16 protein-coding genes are annotated in these 16767 nt (G+C 69.9%); 8 read left to right on the top strand and 8 right to left on the bottom strand.

The features are described from left to right. Positions 1-499 precede the first annotated feature (499 nt). Positions 500-1105: a copper resistance CopC family protein gene (locus ABD743_RS44480; RefSeq protein WP_379659275.1), complete on the bottom strand. Its 606-nt coding sequence runs from the start codon at positions 1103-1105 to the stop codon at positions 500-502. 11 nt (positions 1106-1116) lie between these two features. Beyond that, entirely contained in the window at positions 1117-1389 is a 273-nt protein-coding gene (locus ABD743_RS13620) for a hypothetical protein (RefSeq protein WP_344722365.1), read from the bottom strand. Positions 1390-2205: 816 nt separating this feature from the next. Between ABD743_RS13620 and ABD743_RS13610 the strand changes: the two genes are divergently transcribed. The 4 genes from ABD743_RS13610 to ABD743_RS13595 all read left to right on the top strand — a co-directional run bounded on the left by ABD743_RS13610 (position 2206) and on the right by ABD743_RS13595 (position 4401). After that, positions 2206-2694: a molybdopterin-dependent oxidoreductase gene (locus ABD743_RS13610; RefSeq protein ID WP_344722369.1), complete on the top strand. Its 489-nt coding sequence runs from the start codon at positions 2206-2208 to the stop codon at positions 2692-2694. Positions 2695-2780: 86 nt separating this feature from the next. After that, positions 2781-3446: a nitrile hydratase subunit beta gene (gene nthB / locus ABD743_RS13605; RefSeq protein ID WP_344722363.1), complete on the top strand. Its 666-nt coding sequence runs from the start codon at positions 2781-2783 to the stop codon at positions 3444-3446. Next, positions 3443-4042, top strand: a complete 600-nt coding sequence (gene nthA, locus ABD743_RS13600; RefSeq protein ID WP_344722361.1) for a nitrile hydratase subunit alpha — start codon at positions 3443-3445, stop codon at positions 4040-4042. Before nthB ends, nthA begins: the two co-directional genes overlap by 4 nt. Further along, complete coding sequence (locus ABD743_RS13595) at positions 4039-4401, top strand: nitrile hydratase accessory protein (protein WP_344722359.1); 363 nt, start codon at positions 4039-4041, stop codon at positions 4399-4401. The genes nthA and ABD743_RS13595 overlap by 4 nt, the downstream gene beginning before the upstream one ends. 174 nt (positions 4402-4575) lie before the next feature. Here the strand turns inward: ABD743_RS13595 and ABD743_RS13590 are convergent, their stop codons facing one another. The 5 genes from ABD743_RS13590 to ABD743_RS13570 form a co-directional block, all read right to left on the bottom strand. After that, positions 4576-4842 carry a hypothetical protein gene (locus tag ABD743_RS13590; RefSeq protein WP_344722357.1) on the bottom strand — a complete coding sequence of 89 codons (267 nt, stop codon included), beginning with the start codon at positions 4840-4842 and terminating at the stop codon, positions 4576-4578. 551 nt (positions 4843-5393) lie between these two features. After that, entirely contained in the window at positions 5394-6473 is a 1080-nt protein-coding gene (locus ABD743_RS13585) for a maleylacetate reductase (protein WP_344722355.1), read from the bottom strand. A gap of 8 nt (positions 6474-6481) precedes the next feature. Continuing rightward, positions 6482-6697 carry a tautomerase family protein gene (locus ABD743_RS13580; protein WP_344722353.1) on the bottom strand — a complete coding sequence of 72 codons (216 nt, stop codon included), beginning with the start codon at positions 6695-6697 and terminating at the stop codon, positions 6482-6484. A 32-nt stretch (positions 6698-6729) separates the two neighbouring features. Next, positions 6730-7149 (bottom strand): nuclear transport factor 2 family protein, encoded by a 420-nt coding sequence (locus ABD743_RS13575; RefSeq protein ID WP_344722351.1) that lies wholly within the window; start codon positions 7147-7149, stop codon positions 6730-6732. After that, positions 7146-8171, bottom strand: coding sequence for an SDR family NAD(P)-dependent oxidoreductase (locus ABD743_RS13570; protein WP_344722349.1), 1026 nt, complete (start codon positions 8169-8171; stop codon positions 7146-7148). Before ABD743_RS13570 ends, ABD743_RS13575 begins: the two co-directional genes overlap by 4 nt. Before the next feature lie 150 nt (positions 8172-8321). Between ABD743_RS13570 and ABD743_RS13565 the strand changes: the two genes are divergently transcribed. The 4 genes from ABD743_RS13565 (at position 8322) to ABD743_RS13550 (ending at position 15050) form a co-directional block, all read left to right on the top strand. After that, on the top strand, positions 8322-9107 hold the full coding sequence (locus ABD743_RS13565) for an FAD synthetase family protein (RefSeq protein WP_344722347.1): 786 nt from the start codon (positions 8322-8324) through the stop codon (positions 9105-9107). 99 nt (positions 9108-9206) lie between these two features. Further along, the gene (locus ABD743_RS13560; RefSeq protein ID WP_344722345.1) at positions 9207-12254 is read left to right on the top strand and encodes an AfsR/SARP family transcriptional regulator; all 3048 of its coding nucleotides are present in this window, start codon (positions 9207-9209) and stop codon (positions 12252-12254) included. 70 nt (positions 12255-12324) lie between these two features. Further along, positions 12325-12867: a flavin reductase family protein gene (locus ABD743_RS13555; protein ID WP_344722343.1), complete on the top strand. Its 543-nt coding sequence runs from the start codon at positions 12325-12327 to the stop codon at positions 12865-12867. Then, on the top strand, positions 12864-15050 hold the full coding sequence (locus tag ABD743_RS13550) for a helix-turn-helix transcriptional regulator (protein WP_344722342.1): 2187 nt from the start codon (positions 12864-12866) through the stop codon (positions 15048-15050). The genes ABD743_RS13555 and ABD743_RS13550 overlap by 4 nt, the downstream gene beginning before the upstream one ends. 21 nt (positions 15051-15071) lie before the next feature. On the opposite strand, the gene ABD743_RS13545 is transcribed toward ABD743_RS13550, so the two are convergent. Beyond that, positions 15072-16601 carry a 4-hydroxyphenylacetate 3-hydroxylase family protein gene (locus tag ABD743_RS13545; protein WP_344722341.1) on the bottom strand — a complete coding sequence of 510 codons (1530 nt, stop codon included), beginning with the start codon at positions 16599-16601 and terminating at the stop codon, positions 15072-15074. Positions 16602-16767 lie beyond the last annotated feature (166 nt).

Here is a 16767-nt window from a genome sequence, read left to right as displayed (position 1 = left end):
TGGCTACCGTGGCCGCGGCCACGACCACGGCGGCTACGGCCGCAACAGGCGGTACTGACCGACGCCCGGGGTGGCCCCGCCCTCAATAGGGCGAGGCCACCCGGCCTCGGGCATTGAGACGATGAACTCACAATCCCGAACACGGCGGCCGACACGCTGGCGGCGCGGATCTCCTGGCCGATCTTCTAGTGATCATGCCTCGAAGGCACTACCCGTACGCTTGAGGGGCATTCTCTGCATCGCTACTTGTAGAGAAGGGGCGTGAATGAGCCCTGCTGATCGTGATCAGTTTGCTGCCGGACGCCGCCATGATCAGGTCTGCACGAGGTCGATCGACGACGCGCTAGAGCCCTACGGCTTCAGGCTTCGCCTGTTGCCGGCCTTGCTGCGCGTTTGCCCCTAGGGCGCTTGGGTCGGTCACGTCATTGTTTTGACGGAGTTGTAGTGGCGGCCCGCCCCGGTGATCTGCGGACCCGTGGACGTGGATCGGCCCAAACTTCTATTCCTGCACCAACCGGACCAGCTCAAGATTCGCCGAGTGGAATCGGCGGAGTGCCGGGCCACAGGCGTTTCGCAGTCTGAGTTCATCGGGGTGGCGTCCGGTACGTCCTACCCGACGTAAGGGCGCCAGGCTCCGGCCACTTGTGCGGGTTTTCCGCAGTGCATTGATCGAGTGACGCGTACCGATCAGCCCCCCAGCGCAGGGGCCAGGCCGGCGAACAGTGCCCAGCGGGCTACGACCACGACCGGCGACTCCACCGCGGATCCGGTACCCCCCGTTCGGCAACCGTGCGGGCACCGGGGCCGCGAGCCGCCGTCCCCCCAGCGACAGCATCGCGGGCCCGACCGAATGGGGGCCGCCGGCGGTATCGGTCAGCTTTAGCGGGGCGGCGCCGATGGTGACGGATTGATCGAAGTCCAGGCTCAGCGCGGTTGGCGAAGTAGGCACCGCGTAGCCGTCAGGTGGAGTGCTCGCGAGCAGGTAGGCGTGCGCAGACGCGGCGGGGGCAGGTAACACCAGCCACAGCAGCGCAACAAGCAGCCCAAGTAACACGCCGCGCGGCCGGCGACGAGTGCCGATGAAATCGGGCGCTGCTGTGGACATCGGTTGCGGGCTCAGGGCCACCGCTCCGCATCGGCTGGCATCTCGTGTCGATGACGAGGCTGGTGGGCGAGTGGAGCGTCGCGCTCCGCGGGCTGCTCGACGAGCTGGCGGCCAGGTTCGGCCGCCCGGGCCGCACCCGCGCCGAGCCCACGTGCCCGGCCACGGCCGTGCCTGCGCGCGCTGAGCACCGGGCGCACACAGAACACGTACGCCGCGGAGATCACCAGCACCGCAACCACCCCGGAGAACAACACGGCGATCACCACGGAGAACCAGCCCGACACTACGAGTGTCCCGATCTGGACTGCCCGGCATCCGGCTTGACGATGTCGATCTCCGCGCGCAACGCGACCGCTGGCTGAGAACCACAAGATCCGAGTTCGGCACAACGACGGGTCCTCGCAACCGACACTTGACGGAATCAAAAGCAACCCCGTTCAATGTCACCTCTACCCGGGGTGGTTCCCGGGGTTCCCGTGATTTGGCCTGTGCGAACCCCGAGGCATTTCCGGGGGCGAGGCGAAGCTGCTGGCATGAGACTGGCCTTCCGACAACGATGCAGTTGGCCATGCTGCGGAGGGGCGTGCTGATGATCAGTAGCAGAGATGAATCTTGTTCTTCACCGAAGGCGCCGTGCACAAACTTGGCAGGATGCTCCGGGTAGCGCCGCCTATCTCCACGACCGATGGGCGCGAACCTAGGGCTTGTCCTCAAAGCGGGCGGGGCTGACCTGCCTTGATCTTCGGCTTGCCGTGTGCAGGCCCCAACTCTCCGATGAACAGTGGCAGGTGATCGAACCGTTGCTTCCGGTTTCGGGGGCGCGGATCGACCGCGGGTGGATGATCGGCGGCTGACCAATGGGATACGAGTGATCGCCGAGGCGATCGATGAACCCGACCGCGAGGTCTCGGTGGACTCCAGCATCGTGCGCGCTCACCGGCATGCCGCTGGCGCCCGGAAGGCCGCCACCGCGCAGTCGTCCCCGGGGCGTGGACGACTGCGCGGTGACGGTGAGCTCGCTCCGGAGAACGTGGAGTTCGGAGACAGGTTCGTGAATCGAGCGGACAGGTGAAGAAGTGAGCGCAGGAACCGAGCACGTGATGGTGGTGCACGAACAGGATCCCTACAACGCGGAACCGACCCCGTCGGCGCTGGCAGAACACGCTCTGACCCCGGTTGGGGTCTTCTACGGGCGTAACCACGGGACGACTCCCGTCATCGCACCGCAGGAGTGGCGTCTGCGAATCGACGGCATGGTGGACCGCCCTCTCGAGCTGTCGTTGGCCGACCTGAAGCAGCGATTCGCTCACCGCGAGGTCGTGGCCACGCTGCAGTGCGCAGGCAACCGGCGAGCGGGTCTGCAGGCAGTCCGGGACATCCCCGGCCAGCACCCGTGGGGTGCGGGAGCGACCTCGACGGCCCGGTGGGGCACGGTGGCCCGGTGCGGGTCGTCGTACCCGGGCACATCGGCGTCGCGGTGTTCAGCCGGAGGTATGTCCCGAGAGTCGGGGATAATATCCAGTCTCTCTCGAATATGTATGAGAGTGTCGACCGGTTTGAGGCGCGCGAGACAACGCCAATTAAGTTGATGCATCGGAACAGAAGTCCGGCCGGCACGGGTGCGACGCTCCGCGCGAGCGGCGTCATTTGTTGATCTACTGCGAGAGGTGGTGTGATGGACGGCATTGCCGACATGGGAGGCACAGATGGTTGGGGTCGGGCTCATCCGCCCGACCCGAATGAACCAGTCTTCGCCGAGCACTGGCAGGGTAGAGTCTTCGCGCTGGTGCTGCTCTCGATGGACGTGGCTCACTATAACGTTCACGCGTTCCGGCATGAGATCGAACGCCTCGGCCGTAGCGCCTATTTGGGCGAAGGCTACTTCGGCCGGTGGCTCAACGCTGTGGAGTCGATGCTCACCGAGACCGCGATTCTGGCGCCCGGTGCGATCGACGCCCGCGTCACCAACATGCAGGGCGGGCGTGTCGAGGAGCCGCCGATCCCCGAGCCCCGAAGGCCCGACTTCGCGCCCACCGCGGAGGGCTCACTTCGGAGTGTCGACAATCCGCCTGCCTTCAGCGTCGGCGATCGGGTGCGCGCCCGAAACATCTCGACCTCCGGGCACACCAGGCTCCCGCGCTACTTCCGCGGGCACACCGGCGTCATCGAGGTCGTTCAGCCCGCCGCGGTGCTGCCGGACACGATGGCGCAGTTCGAGAACGAGAACCCGCAGTACACATACTCGGTGCGGTTCGACTCCCGAGAGCTGTGGGGTCCCGACACCGAGCCCTTCACTGTGACCGGCGACCTGTACGAGAGCTACCTGGAGAAGAGCGCATGACCCTCACGGAGCCCACCGACCGCGGTCCCGCGCCCCTGCGCGCCGAGGCATTGGAGCAGCTGCTCATCGAGCGGGGACTGATCGATCCGAATGTCATGGACGCAGTCATCGCCGAGTACGAGACCAGCATCGGCCCGCTCAACGGGGCCAAAGTGGTGGCCAGGGCGTGGACCGATCCGGCCTACCGCGAGCGACTGTTCGACGATGCCACCACCGCGATTCGCGAACTCGGATTCTCATCGACACCGGGGGACGAGTACATCTTCGTCGTGGAGAGCACTCCAAAAATTCACAACGTCGTGGTCTGCACACTGTGCTCGTGCTACCCGTGGTCCGTCCTCGGCCTGCCGCCGAACTGGTATAAAGACCCCGCGTACCGTTCGCGGATGGTCAAGGAGCCACGCACCGTATTGTCCGAAATGGGCCTCGAGCTTGCCGACGATGTCGAGATCAGAGTCCACGATTCCAACAGCGAAGTGCGTTGGCTGGTACTGCCCGAACGTCCGGCCGGCACCGAAGGCATGTCCGAGGACGAGCTCGTTCCGCTGATCACCCGCGACGCGATGGTCGGCGTGGCGAAAGTGAAGGCACCGTGACCGCGCCGCTGGAGGTCGACGGTCCGGCCGCGCCGCCGCGCTCGAACGGGGAGCTCGTGTTCGCTGAACCGTGGGAGAGCCGGGCCTTTGGCATGGCCGTCACGCTGTACAAGGCAGGCCATTTCACCTGGCCGCAGTTCCAATCGGCATTGATCGCCCGCATCGCGGCGTGGGAGTCGGCGCCGACCGAGAACGGAAGTTTTCACTACTACCACCACTGGCTCGGCGCACTGGAGGACGTGCTGGCGCATATCGGCAATGTCGTCGCCCACGAGGTGACCACACGCGCCGGGATGCTCGCCAAACGCCCCGCGGGCCACGACCACCACACCGACGATCAGCACCACCCGCACGCCTGAGCCAGGTCGGTCTTGCCTTCTTCCTCGTCGTCCTGGCCGCCGTATGGACGGTCCCCGGGAGCGGAGCGGCCAGCCCGCGCAGACCACGGAAGCGGTTACCCCATGACTGGATCTCTGAACAGGGCGTAAAGGGGGCGACTGCGCGGGCGAGATCGTCGGATTCGGCTCCGCCGGTCAGCCGGCCCCGTCGAGCTCACGCGGGTGGCACGCCCCGTGCGAGCGCGACGCGGGAGATGGCGTCGCACACGACCGGCCGAGCGTCGCGGCGATCACGTAGCGGGTGAGGGGTCGGTTCTGGCGGGAGTGCAGCCGCACGCGCCGCCGGTCCGCGGTGGCGATCGCCCGGAACCCGTCGAGCCTGGGCTCGAACGCCCACGGCCCTGTTGTGGGCAGGTCCGACGCTGATCGGGCGACCATCGGCTGCACAGGCGGGCGGAGCACTGCGGAACGATACGCCGGATTGCGAAAGTAGTTCCTTCATTGTCGATCAATTACGACACGCAGTGCAGGATAAGGGTTTTCTCCCAGAGGAGACGGTTCGCGAAGTAGGCGCATTTATAAATAACTCACTCCGCGGAAGTGGGCCAGTACCGTCGATTGCAGAGGTCCTACGCCTGACAGGCAGTTCCGCGGGCCAGGCGCTGATCCTTCGGCAGCGGGCCGGCCGAGGATCGGCGGCAGCCGCCATCGTGACCAACAGCGGCGTGCGGGGCGTCCTCCACTGCGCATTACCCGTCTTGCCAGCGGCGCAGCCACGACTCGGTCGGCGCGCTGAACAGCGCGGTCGGATCGCGACACAGCGCGCCAGTGGCCAGGTTCTCGGTGGGTGACGGGCGGACGCAACGTGGCGAATCCACCTGCGCGGACTCTGTGAACAGCGAGGCCAAGTGTGTGCCGGCCGAACGCCGCCGCCGACCCAAACCGGGGCGGTCGTCGCGGCAAGGCCGCGGACCTGGTCCTGGCCTCCTCACGCCCGGCCACGCCGAGCGAGATCACGAAGTCCGGCTGGAGTACTGGTCGGGCGGCGCGCCTGCCCAAGCTCCGGCAATCAGCTCCTGAGCCGCGTCCCGGGTGATGGGGCGGGGGTTCCAGTAAGTGTCGGTCGTGGCCAGATCCGCCGCGCGCTCGATTCCGCTCTCCGGCATCCCCAGCTCGCACAGGGAGCCAGGGACCCCGAGCCGTTGCCGAAGGTCGATGAGGCCGGTAGTTGCGTCCGACGTGCCGAGCGCGGCCGCGATCGCGTCCATGGCGCTCGGGGCGGCCGGGGCGTTGAATGCCACCACGTGGGGCAAGACGACCGCGTGGGTCTCCGAGTGCGGCAGGTCGAACGCTCCACCCAGTACGTGGCAGAGCTTGTGGTGCAACGCCATACCTACCGTGGCCAGGCAGGTCCCGGCCAGCCAGGCACCGTAGAGGGCCTCCGCGCGGGCGTCCCTGTCGTCCGGGGCGCAGGCCAGCCGCGGCAGCGCAGTTGCGAACGCTCGGATTGCCTGTCCGGCCAGCAGGGACGTGATCGGATTCGCGTCCTTGGCCCAAAGCGCCTCGACCGCATGCGCCATGGCGTTGAGGCCGCTGGTCGCGGTCAGCGACGCCGATAGCGTCAGGGTCAGATCGACGTCGTAGATCACCGTTCGCGGCAGCACGGCGGGATCGCGCACGGTGATCTTGCGCCCGTTGTGTGTCTCGCCGAGCACCGGGGTCACCTCGGAGCCGGCGTACGTCGTCGGGACGACGACCTGCGGTAGGCCAGCCCGCAGGGAGACAGCCTTCCCGAGGCCGATCGTCGAACCGCCACCGATCGCTACGGTGCAGTCGGCGCCGAGGCCCAGGGCGACCTCGACCGCCTGCGCCGTCGTCTCCACCGGAGTGTGCATCCGGGCCTCACCGAAGACACCGACCGCCAGCCAGCCCAGCCGCTCCCGCAAGGCCTCGGCCTGCTCCATCTGGCCGGGCGTGGCGAGCACGAGGACGCGGCCGCAGCCGAGGCGCTCGACCTCTTCCCCCACTCGGCCGATCGTGCCTGAACCGAACACAACCCGACCGGGCATCGTCTCGTAGACGAACTCCCTCATCGCCGACGTCATCCTTCCGGGTCGGCCGGGCGCGGCGCTCGGCGATCGGCGAGGATCGTCCCGCCTACCATGACCTCGGTCGCAGGGACCTCGACGATCCAGACGCGGAAGGCGTCCTCGGGCGTTCCTGTGGCGTCCGCCGCCGCGGCGGACACGGCCTCGAGTAGGTTGCGCTTGCGCTGCTCGTCGTGCTCCTCGGCGATCGTGATCTGTATGAACGGCATGTTGTCGCCTCCAGTTCGGGGTCGGGCGGGGCTCAGGGAGCGGTCGTGGTGGCGAGCTGCCGGTGCAGGGTGCCCGAGTCCCAGTAGTCGGTGGTCCGGGAGATCCGCCCCGCGTCGGTCTCGACGACGAGCACGCCTTCGAGCCGGACTGGCTGATCCGCGGGCTCAAAGGGGCCGAGCCGAGTGCGGAGATGCCCGGTGAGTTCGTAGGCCAGTACCGCGGCCCCACCACCGACAACCAGTCGGGTGCAGGTCCAGTGGGCGTCTGGGATCGCGGTGAAGAGCCCGACAAGCCCGTGCTCGATGTCTGCGGGACCGACCCGCTCGCGGTTTACCGCGACATCGCGGTGCCGGCCCTCGGCGCTGTAGAGCCTCGCCGCCGCAGTCTCCGAGTGGGCGTTGTACGCCGACCAGAGCTGCTCGGCGAGCTCACCCGCGCTGTCCACTGTCACGCCACCTGCCTGCCGATGCCGCCGTCCACTCGCAGCACCTGTCCGGTGACGTATGAAGCCAGGTCCGAAGCCAGGAAGTAGACGGCCTTCGCGATCTCCTCGGGCTGCGCCCAGCGGCCGAGCGGGATGCCAAGGTTGCTGGCCATACCGTCCCGGACCTCCTCGGCGGTTCGCTGCTGCTGGGCGGCCATGCCGTCGAGCCGGTCCAGCCAGCCCTGCGTGAGGGTGAGGCCCGGTGAAACGGCGTTGACCAGGACATTGCGCGGCGCCGCCTCGGCAGCGAGGTAGTTGGTCAGCGCGACGACCGCAGCGTTGATCATTCCCGTGACGGCGGCGCCCGGCAGCAGCGTATGTGCCGTGGCCCCGGCGACGTTGACGATCCGGCCGGTGCCGCCGTCATCGATCAGCGGTAGCGCGGCACGGGCGACGCGCAGGAAGCCGAGGAGCTTCGCGTCCAGAGCGCCAACGAGTACGGCGTCGTCGGTCGCGGCCAGCGGCGCCGAGGCCAGCTGCGGGCCGGCGCAGTTCACGACGACATCGAGCCGGTCGTGCCAACCGGCGGCCTGGGAGAGCGCGTCGGCGACGGCGTCCGCGTCGCGCACGTCGACCGCTACCGGGAGGACTGGCGCGCCACCGCCGCTGGCCAGGCGACCGGCGGCCTCCTTCACGGCGGCCTCGGTGCGCGCGAGCAGCACGACTGATGCACCGTGCTCGTGCAGTGCCTCAGCGACGGCATATCCGATGCCCCGGCTACCACCGGTGATCACCGCGACGCGTCCCCGCAAGTCGTCCTTGGCCATTCCCGTCTCTTTCCTCGTCAGTTGTTGAAACCTGTCCGCCACAATGGAGAACGTGGCGGCCGCGGTCTGCCGGTAGCGAACTGCGCGCATCAGTCCAGGGACACCGAGCCCGTCCGGCCCGGTCCCCGACGCCGCGGCGTGGGCGGCCGGCAGGCCCTTGCCACCCAGCAGTCCGAGGGCAATGGCCAGCGAAACCGCCGCCGTCTGCCTGCTCGACCTCATCCGCACCTCCTCCGGTGCGGGCTTCAGTCGATACGGCGCTCCGGGACCCGTCAACGAGCACTAACAGACGCGGTAACAGCCTCCTCAGGGCTTTTCCAGGGGGTTAACGGCGCGCGTGCGATCGTGAGGCATCACGCGGAGGGAGGCCCTATGTCGGCCGAGACCGGAATCGTCCTTGCGCCCGGGGCCCGGACTGCCCATACCGCGCCGCCGGACATCGCGATCGTCGCGCTCGACCGGGTGCGGCCGCGGTCCCGCGCGGTCGCCGTCGGCTGCTTCGACGGGGTCCATCGCGGGCACCGGCGGGTCGTCGATGGCTGCGACACGGTTCTCACGTTCGATCCGCATCCTCTGGCTGTGCTCCGCCCGGAGGCCGCTCCGCTCCTGCTCACAGATCGCGCTGACCAGGCCCGGCGGCTGGCGGCGAGCGGGGTACGGGAGATCGTGATCGTACCGTTCGACGCCGCGTGGGCGGCGATGCCGGCCGCAGAGTTCGTCGACTTGGTACTGGTCGACCTGCTCCGTGCGCGGCTCGTTTCGGTCGGCGCCAATTTCCGCTTCGGCGCCTTCGGGCACGGCTCAGGTGCGACGCTCGCCGCGGACCCACGTTTCACCACCCGAGTCACCCCGCTCGTCACCGCGGGCGCCGACACGGTGTCGTCGTCGCGGATCCGCGCCCTGGTCACGGCGGGGAACGTCCGTCAGGCCGCGCACCTGCTCGGCGAACCACACGTCCAGCCGGCGCTTCGCCGGGGAGCGGACCTGCGCTTCGCATCCGGGCTTGCGGTGCCTCGGACCGGCGAGTACTCGGTGCTCGTCGACGGGGTGCCCAGCCGCTGGCGGGCCGGTGGCTCGGGCGACCGGGACACCGGAGACACCCACGCAAGCTCAGGGGACCTCGTCGAGGTGACCTTCCTCTCCAGGATCACCGATTAGCTACCGGTTGGGCCCACCAGATGGACCGGGTTCGTATCGTTGACGGCCTCGCCACCGCCAGGGCGGCCGCCGAGACTCTGACAGTCATGGAGAGGCCGCGTGCCTGAGGAGATGAGGGGCGACGGGCCTCCGCCCTTGAAGCGAGTCGTCATCCGGCGAAAGCTCGTCCCGCCGGAGCTCGGTGACCGGGTCGTCCCCCGACAGCGGCTGACCGGCCTGATCCGGTCCCGCCTGGAGCGTTCGCCCGTGCTGGCCGTCTCCGCCACCGCGGGCAGCGGCAAGACCACTGCAGTGGTGCTCGCGCTCCGCGAGCTGGGCCGGCCAGTCGCCTGGCTTTCCTTGGACGGGAGCGAGGCGGCCGGTGGCCGGTTGCTGGTGTACCTCGAGGCCGCCGTCGAGCAGCACGTCCCTGAAGCGGGACAGGTCGCCACTGACGCCCTGCGCAGCAGCATCCCGGTCGCCGAGGCGGCGGGCCTTCTGGCGGAGAGCCTGTTCGGCAGCGGGCTGGTGCTGGTGTGCGACAACGTCGAGCGGGTGAGCCAGAGCGACGCCGCGATGGAGGTCCTGTCCGCGATCGCCCGGTACGTTCCGGCCGGGGTGAACCTCATCCTCTTGTCTCGCACGGGCATCCAGCTCGACCCCGGTTCGACGATCGAGTTGGACCGGATCGGACACGTGGGCGAAGCCGATCTCGCGTTCGAGGTGGACGAGGCAGCAGCGGCATTACGGGAGCTCGAGCGGTCCGACGTCGATCCCGTCGCGGCGATCCAAATGACCGGGGGCTGGGTCACGGGGGTGATCTTCGAGGGCTGGCGTGCGCCGGATCCGCACGACCGACACGAGGACAGGACCTCGCTGCACGACTACATAGGCGCTCACATCGTGCACGGCCTCACCCCCGAGGAACGGCAGTTCCTCGTCCGAACCAGCCTGCTCGACGAGGTGACGGCCGACGATGCACGGGCGCTCGGGGAGCGGGACGCCGTCCGCATCATGGCGGGTCTACGTCGCTACCACCTGCCGATCGCCTGGGGCTCCGGCGGCACCCGGTTCGGTACGTATCCGAGGTTCCGCGAGTATCTCGTGGAACTGTTCGGCCACGAGGCGCCTGACGTCGTCGCCGCCATGCGCCGGCGGCACGCCACGCTCCTGCTCGACCGCGGGGAGCGCGAGGAGGCGGTCGACGCCCTGCTGGCGCTGGGCGACGTGGAGAACGCCTGGCGACAGGCGGCATTCGCGCTGCCCGCGATGGTCGAGCGGATGGACTTCGCCCCAGCGGCCCGCTGGCTCGACACGTTCGACGTTGCGAGGCGTGCGACTACGCCTGAGGTAGACGCGGTAGTCCTGCGCGTCGCGTTCGCATTGGAGGAGTGCCGGCGCGGGGTGGAGCTGTTCGCTCGCCGCGACGACACCTGGCTCGACGCCCTCGGCCGCATCGACGACGGCGAGCCGCTCACCCTGCTGACGTGGTGCCTGTGGCATGCAGGCCGGCTGGCCGAGGCCGCCGAGGTGGTCACGCGGCTGCCCGAGGGCCGCTCACGGGACGTCGCGCTGACCATGCTGGCGCTGAGCCACGATGACTCGCCGCTGCCCTTCCCGGGGTACTCGTCCGCTCCTTCCGGGCTGCTGGACGGCCTCCTGATGCGGATCGCCTACATGCGGGGCCGGCTGGAGGGGTTGGACGAGCCCGGGTCGTACGGCCCGTGGCGGACGGTGATGGGTGCGCCCTGGGTGGTCGCTGCGCAGCGGGCGGTCGGCCGGATCGAGCAGGCGGTCTCGCTGTACGAGGAGCGGCGCGGCGCGGAGCGCCCGCTATGGCTGCACACATTCGACGCCGTGGACCTCATGGTGGACCTCGGGCGCGCGGACGACGCGTGGAAGTGCCTGGAGCGCGGGCGCATGCTCACCGACCGCAGCGGCTCGCAGATCTACCAGGTCCTCATACGGATCACCGAGGCCAAGCTCTGCCTGCAGCTGCACCAGGATCCGGAGGCTGCGGATCGGGCGCTGCACGAGGCCGATCTTCGCGGCGCCCTGCAGCATGCCTTCCTGCGCGACCTCGGTCGCATGTGGAAGGGGTTGACCCTGCTCAGCCAGGACCGCAACGACGAGGCCCGCACGACGCTGGCAGCGGCGGTGGCGGGCATGAGGACCGGCGACCGCCGGCTCGAGCTCGCGACCACCTTGGCCTACCTGGCAGAAGCGGAATGGAGGCTCGGCGACGAGGACGCCTCGGCCCGCAGCACCGATCTCGCGCTGACGGTGGCCACGGACGTCGGGGCGCGGCACGTGCTGCTCGCCGCGCTGGCCGACGTGCCCGGAGTGGCCGTTCGGGCCGCCGACTGCGAGCCGGTGCGGATGGCCCGCTGGCACGAGATGACCTCACTGCTCGCACGCGAGGGCCCTGTGCGGGTCTCCGGGGGCGCGCCGCGGCTGGTTCTGGAGCAGTTCGGCGAGCCGGTGCTCACCGTCGACGATCGACGGGTGCAGCCCCGGCTGTCCAAGAGCATGGAGCTGCTCTCGTATCTGATCGCGCAGACCGGGCGGACGGCCACTCGACAGGAGCTGCTCGACGTGCTGTTCGGTGGGCGCAACGACTCCGCGGGCCGCAGCTACCTGAGGCAGGCCCTTTACCGGCTACGCGAGGTCCTACCGCCCGAGCTCGGGCCGGTGCAGGAGGACGACCGGTACAGCATCGCCGGCTCGAACGTCGTGGTCGGCAGCGCGGAGGCCGTCCTGAACTCGCTCGCGCAGGCTGACCGGCAGGACGGCGAGACCCGGATGCGCACGCTGAACCGCGCGCTCGCGCAGGCCGAACGTGGTCCCTTCCTCGCCACCCTGTCCAGCCCCTGGATCGACGCGCGACGCGCGGAGATCGATGATCGGATCACCGGCGCGCGCCTCGACGCCGCACGGCTGGCTTTCCGGCTCGACCGGTACAGGGAGGCCCGAGGTCACGTCAACGACGTCCTGCGCCGCGACCCCTACCGTGAGCAAGCCTGGCAACTCGTCCTGTCGCTGGCTCAGGCCAGTGGCAACGACGACGCCGTGCTCGCTCTCTACCAGCAGTACGTCGCGACGATGCGCGAGCTGGGGATGCCCCCGTCGGCCGAGGTGCATCGGCTGGTCACGCGCCTGCGGCAGTAGGGCTGTTTCCCCTCCGCTAACGGTCCGGGCGGACGCTGGGCACTACGTCCCGACATCCTCGGAGGTCAGCATGCGTCCGGAGCGACCGTCCACGCACCCCACCCAGACCTACCGGTCGGCCATCTCCCGCTTCACCACCGGCGTCGCCATCATCACCACGGCCACCCCGAGTGGGTACGCCGGCATGACCGCGAGCGCGGTGACCTCGCTGTCGCTCGATCCGCTCCAGCTGATCGTCTGCGTCGGGAACCGGCTGCCCACCCGCTCGGCGATCGTCGAGTCCGGGCGGTTCGTGGTCAACGTCCTCGGCGCCGGCCACGAGGACGTGGCCCTGCGGTTTGCGAGCCCCCTGCCCGACAAGTTCGCAGGGGTTGCGCTGCGCGAGGACCACGACATGCCGGTGCTCAGCGAGGCGATCGCACATTTCGTGTGCCGGGTCGATGCCGCGCTCCCCGGCGGGGACCACACGATCCTCATCGGCGACGTCGAGGCCTGCGACTTCGTCGAGGACGCCGCGCCGCTGGTCTACTTCGGGAGTCGGTTCGGGCAGCTGTGCGACCCGGAGCGGCACGCGCAGCTGCACTACGACTGGCAGCTCGCCCTCGCGATGTGACACCCGACGGTCTGCGGCGTGTCGTCGTCCGGACTCGGCTGCGGCCACCGGTCCTCCAACCCGACCACGTGCGCCGCCACCGGCTGCTCGCCCGGCTCACGGCGGCCCGGGAGCCGATCGTGCTGCTCCGCGCCCCCACCGGTGCCGGCAAGACCGTACTGCTCGCCCAGTGGGTGGGGGGCCTGCCCGACCGGAGCTGGTGCTGGGTGAGCCTGAGCCGCTACGACAACCACCCGGCCGGGGTGTGGTCGGCCCTCCTCGAGGCGTTGCGGCCGCACTACACGGCCACGGGGCCGTATCCACCGTCTCGGCTGGAGGACCGGGCCACCCTGCTCGGCGAGGTCGTTCCGGACCTGGTCAACGGCCTGATCGGGGCCGGGCCACTGACCGTGATCGTCGACGACCTCGGCGGCGTCGACGATCCGCTGGCGCTGGAGGCCCTGGACAGTCTCGCCCGCGAGTTGCCCGACGAAGTCCGGCTGGCGCTCGCCACCGCGAGGCCGCTGACCTTGCCATCGCTGCCCGCGCTGCAGGCGGCAGGGCGGGTCGCCGAGCTCGACGAGGCCGAGCTGCGGTTCACCCTCGCCGAGGCGGGCACGCTGCTTACTGCACTGGCGGACCGCTCGCTCGGCGAGAAGACCGTCCGGACAGTGCACGAGGCCACCGACGGGCTCGCCGTCGCACTGCGGCTGACGGGCGTGGCCGTCCGCGAGGCGCCGCAGGAGCCCGTCGGGCCGGCGCCGGTGCCGGCCGTGGTCGAGTACCTCCGGGCGGGGTTCCTCGAGCGGGTCACTTCCCGGCAGCGCCGGTTCCTGCTGCACACCTCCGTCCTCGACGTGCTGACCCCCGACGCGTGCGCCGCTGTGAACGGCGGCCGCGACGGGCACGTGCTGGAGGAGTTGGCTCGGGTCTCGTTCCTGGTGCGGCGGTCCCCGACGCAGGTGGCGACCTATCGCTACCACCCGGTGCTGCGGGCCGCGCTCGCCACGGTGCTCGATGTCGAGGAACCGGGGGCCGCGGTGCTCCTGCACGCTCGCGCCGCCGCCTGGTTCACCGCGCAGGGCCGACTCGAGCCGGTGCTTCGACATGCTGCTGCGGCGCACGACCCGGGACTCGCCGGGCACGCGGTGCTGGCCCGCTGGGCGGCCGCCGCGAGCGGCGAGGTGCTGGGCTGGCTGGATGGTCTCGTCCGGGACCCGCGGACAGCCGGTCCGGCGCTGCGCCGCGTGGGGGCCGCAGCGGCGCTGGCTCGCGGCGCCGGCTCGGGCGCGGCGCGCTGGCGGATGGGGCCCTGCCCGGACGGCACGGAAATGGGGGGCGCTGACGCCGCGCTCGGTGCGATGGAGGCCCTGCATGGGGGGCGGCTGGCGGAGGCCTACCGGCTCGGGTCGATCGCGACGGCCACCGGGGACGCTGACGGGCCGTGGTGGCCCGGGCTCGGCTCGCTGGCCCGCGGTACGGCTCTGATGTGGAGCGGCCGGCTCGACGAGGCCAGGGCCGCATTGCGGGCCGCGGCCGACATCGCGAGCGCGACGGGATACCGGTACGTGCTGGGCCGGGTGCAGGAGGCGCTCGCTGCCTGCGCCTTCCTCGCCGGGGCCGATGACGACGAGATCCGGCGAGCGGTCGGCGAGGCGCTGAGCGGCGCGCGAGGGGACGCCCTGGCGCCCCTCGCACGCTGCCTGCTCGCACTGACCGGTGCATACCGGGGCGACGTCGATGGGCTCGACGACGCGATCACCGCGGCGCGTGCGCTCGACGACGGCGAGCCGCACGCCGCCGCCGCGGCCTGGTGCATCGTGGCCAACCTGGCGCTGCTGAGCGGCGACGGGGCCAGGGCGGCCCACGCAGGGGATCTGGCACGGGCTGCCCTGGCCGACTGCGAGCCGGGCTCGCTGCTCGAAGCGCTGCTTCCCGCAGCCCCGAGGCCCGCTGTAGACGTGCGGGACCGGGGTATGTCCACCCGCGAGCGCGCGGTCCTGCGCGCACTGGGCGGCTCACTCAGCCTCCGGCAGATCGCCGCCGAGCTGAACCTGTCGCACAACACGATCAAGACGCATGTCCGGACGATCTTCCGCAAACTCGGTGTCCACGACCGGGGAGCGGCGGTCGCCGCCGCGCGGGAGCTGGGGCTGCTTCCTCCGAGGGGATTCCGGCGGGGGTGCTCCCGGCCTCGTCGCTGAGAGCACCCCCGACCCGTTCGGTCAGGCGGGAGTGGCCGCGTCCTGCCGTCGTGCGTAGCCGGCCTGCCCGGTGTAGCCAGTCTCGGCCCCGACCGACTGTGGTGGCTCGATTCCGCAGACCTGCCGGGCCAGGTCCGCGGCCGGGCCCGACGGCGACAGCTCTGCCCGCTTCATGGTCAGCATCCGGATCGCGAGCAGCGGGGTGCCGTTGAAGTTCTCGAAGGTGCTGATCCGGTCGCCCCAGTCCGAGAGGAAGAGGTCACGGATCACGCGGCTGATCTTGAGCCGGTCGTGCGGCCGGCCGACTGGGCCGGTCTGCAGCGGCTCCAGCCACCGGCGCAGCTCGGGGCGCCCCCACTGGCCCTCGGTCGGGAAGATCAGCGACGCCCGGCCGGCGAGGTCGATGACCTCCGAAACCATCCGCGGCACATTCTCCAGGTAGTAGGCGCGCCCGAAGTCGAAGAGCAAGACGTTTGGCTTGTACAGCCCGCCCGGCGTCATGAAGCCCTCGTCCTCGCTGGCGATCAGGTGCGCGCGGATGGTCTGGTGGAAGCCGACGAGCTGAGCGAGGCGGGTCTGCACCGGCGGGAGCTGGTACGTCCCGATGTGCTCGGTGATCAGCATGGCCAGGCCCATCATCAGCTCCGCGCGCACGGACTGGCGGATCAGCGCCTGGTAGTGCAGCCAGTCGAAGACCCGCTGCGGGTACAGCGCGGCGTGCTCCGGGTTTCCCACGTGGAAGATCCGGTGCCACGCGATGAACACGTCGTCGAAGAGGATGACGTTATCCAGTTCGTCTCCGGACGCGGCCAGCGGGTGGTTCTCCTCCTCACCGTCTCGGACGGTGCTCTCCCGACAGACCAGGGTGACGCCGGGCGTGTTCACCGGCACCGCGCCGAAGATGACCTGCTCACCCGGAATGCCCGGGCGGTAGAAGACACCGATGTGGATGAAGTCCGCAAACGCGGTACCGGTGCCGATCGCCTTCACGCCCCGCACGACGATGCCCTCGTCGTTGGTCTCCACGACGTGCAGCGCGGGCGACTCGGCGTGAGCGGACTCGCGCGAGCGGTCCGTCTGCGGGTCGACGAACGCGGGAGCCGCGTTGTAGTCGTTGTCCTGCGCCAACTCCCAGAACTCCCGGATGCCCACGGTGAGGTCCCTGCCTCCGGTCCCGCGCGACTGGTCGCTCCATGGCTGCGGGTCGTCGATATAGGTGACCAGTACGTAGTTGTTGACGTCAGGGGTGCGGGGCGCCGAGCCCGCATCGAGCTCCCGCAGCACGGTCTCCATGTACCGGCGCTTGCGGATCAGCTCCTCCTTCGTCCGGTGCCGAAACCACATCATGGAGCGCCGCTCGCCGTCGCCATCGACGAAGGTCATGACGTCCTGCAGGTCGGGCCGGTGGTGCAGGTCGTAGAACTGGGCGACGCGCTGCGCGTACGCCCGGGTCTTGGGGTGAGTCGCGACGTTGTCGATCCGCTCGTCCCCCACCCACACCACACGTCCGTCATCCAAGGCCGCCAGGTACTGCTCTCCGGTGCGCAGCATGATCGCCACTCCTCATAGCCGGGTTCGCTGACCCGACCGAGCGTGTAGCCGGGCGGGGTGAGACGGGTCCCCCGTCGCAGGGTGAAAACCACTAACACCCGCATTCCCCCTGCTTTCACAGCGGCCTTCCTAGCGTTGGGCGCAGTTCAGAAGCGAGGAGGTTCGC

It is taken from the genome of Pseudonocardia yunnanensis, assembly GCF_039534065.1.
GTDB lineage: Bacteria > Actinomycetota > Actinomycetes > Mycobacteriales > Pseudonocardiaceae > Pseudonocardia > Pseudonocardia yunnanensis.
The sequence above is the reverse complement of the archived record's forward strand: the minus strand, read 5'-3'. Positions and strand labels throughout refer to the sequence as shown.

Excerpts from the sequence above, each read along its gene's own strand:
- ABD743_RS13580 (WP_344722353.1), bottom strand. The coding sequence starts at position 6,697 with ATGCCGTTCATACAGATCACGATCGCCGAGGAGCACGACGAGCAGCGC.
- nthB (WP_344722363.1), top strand. The coding sequence starts at position 2,781 with ATGGACGGCATTGCCGACATGGGAGGCACAGATGGTTGGGGTCGGGCT.
- ABD743_RS13585 (WP_344722355.1), bottom strand. The coding sequence starts at position 6,473 with ATGAGGGAGTTCGTCTACGAGACGATGCCCGGTCGGGTTGTGTTCGGT.
- nthA (WP_344722361.1), top strand. The coding sequence starts at position 3,443 with ATGACCCTCACGGAGCCCACCGACCGCGGTCCCGCGCCCCTGCGCGCC.
- ABD743_RS13610 (WP_344722369.1), top strand. The coding sequence starts at position 2,206 with ATGGTGGTGCACGAACAGGATCCCTACAACGCGGAACCGACCCCGTCG.
- ABD743_RS13570 (WP_344722349.1), bottom strand. The coding sequence starts at position 8,171 with ATGAGGTCGAGCAGGCAGACGGCGGCGGTTTCGCTGGCCATTGCCCTC.
- ABD743_RS44480 (WP_379659275.1), bottom strand. The coding sequence starts at position 1,105 with ATGTCCACAGCAGCGCCCGATTTCATCGGCACTCGTCGCCGGCCGCGC.
- ABD743_RS13555 (WP_344722343.1), top strand. The coding sequence starts at position 12,325 with ATGCGTCCGGAGCGACCGTCCACGCACCCCACCCAGACCTACCGGTCG.
- ABD743_RS13565 (WP_344722347.1), top strand. The coding sequence starts at position 8,322 with ATGTCGGCCGAGACCGGAATCGTCCTTGCGCCCGGGGCCCGGACTGCC.
- ABD743_RS13545 (WP_344722341.1), bottom strand. The coding sequence starts at position 16,601 with ATGCTGCGCACCGGAGAGCAGTACCTGGCGGCCTTGGATGACGGACGT.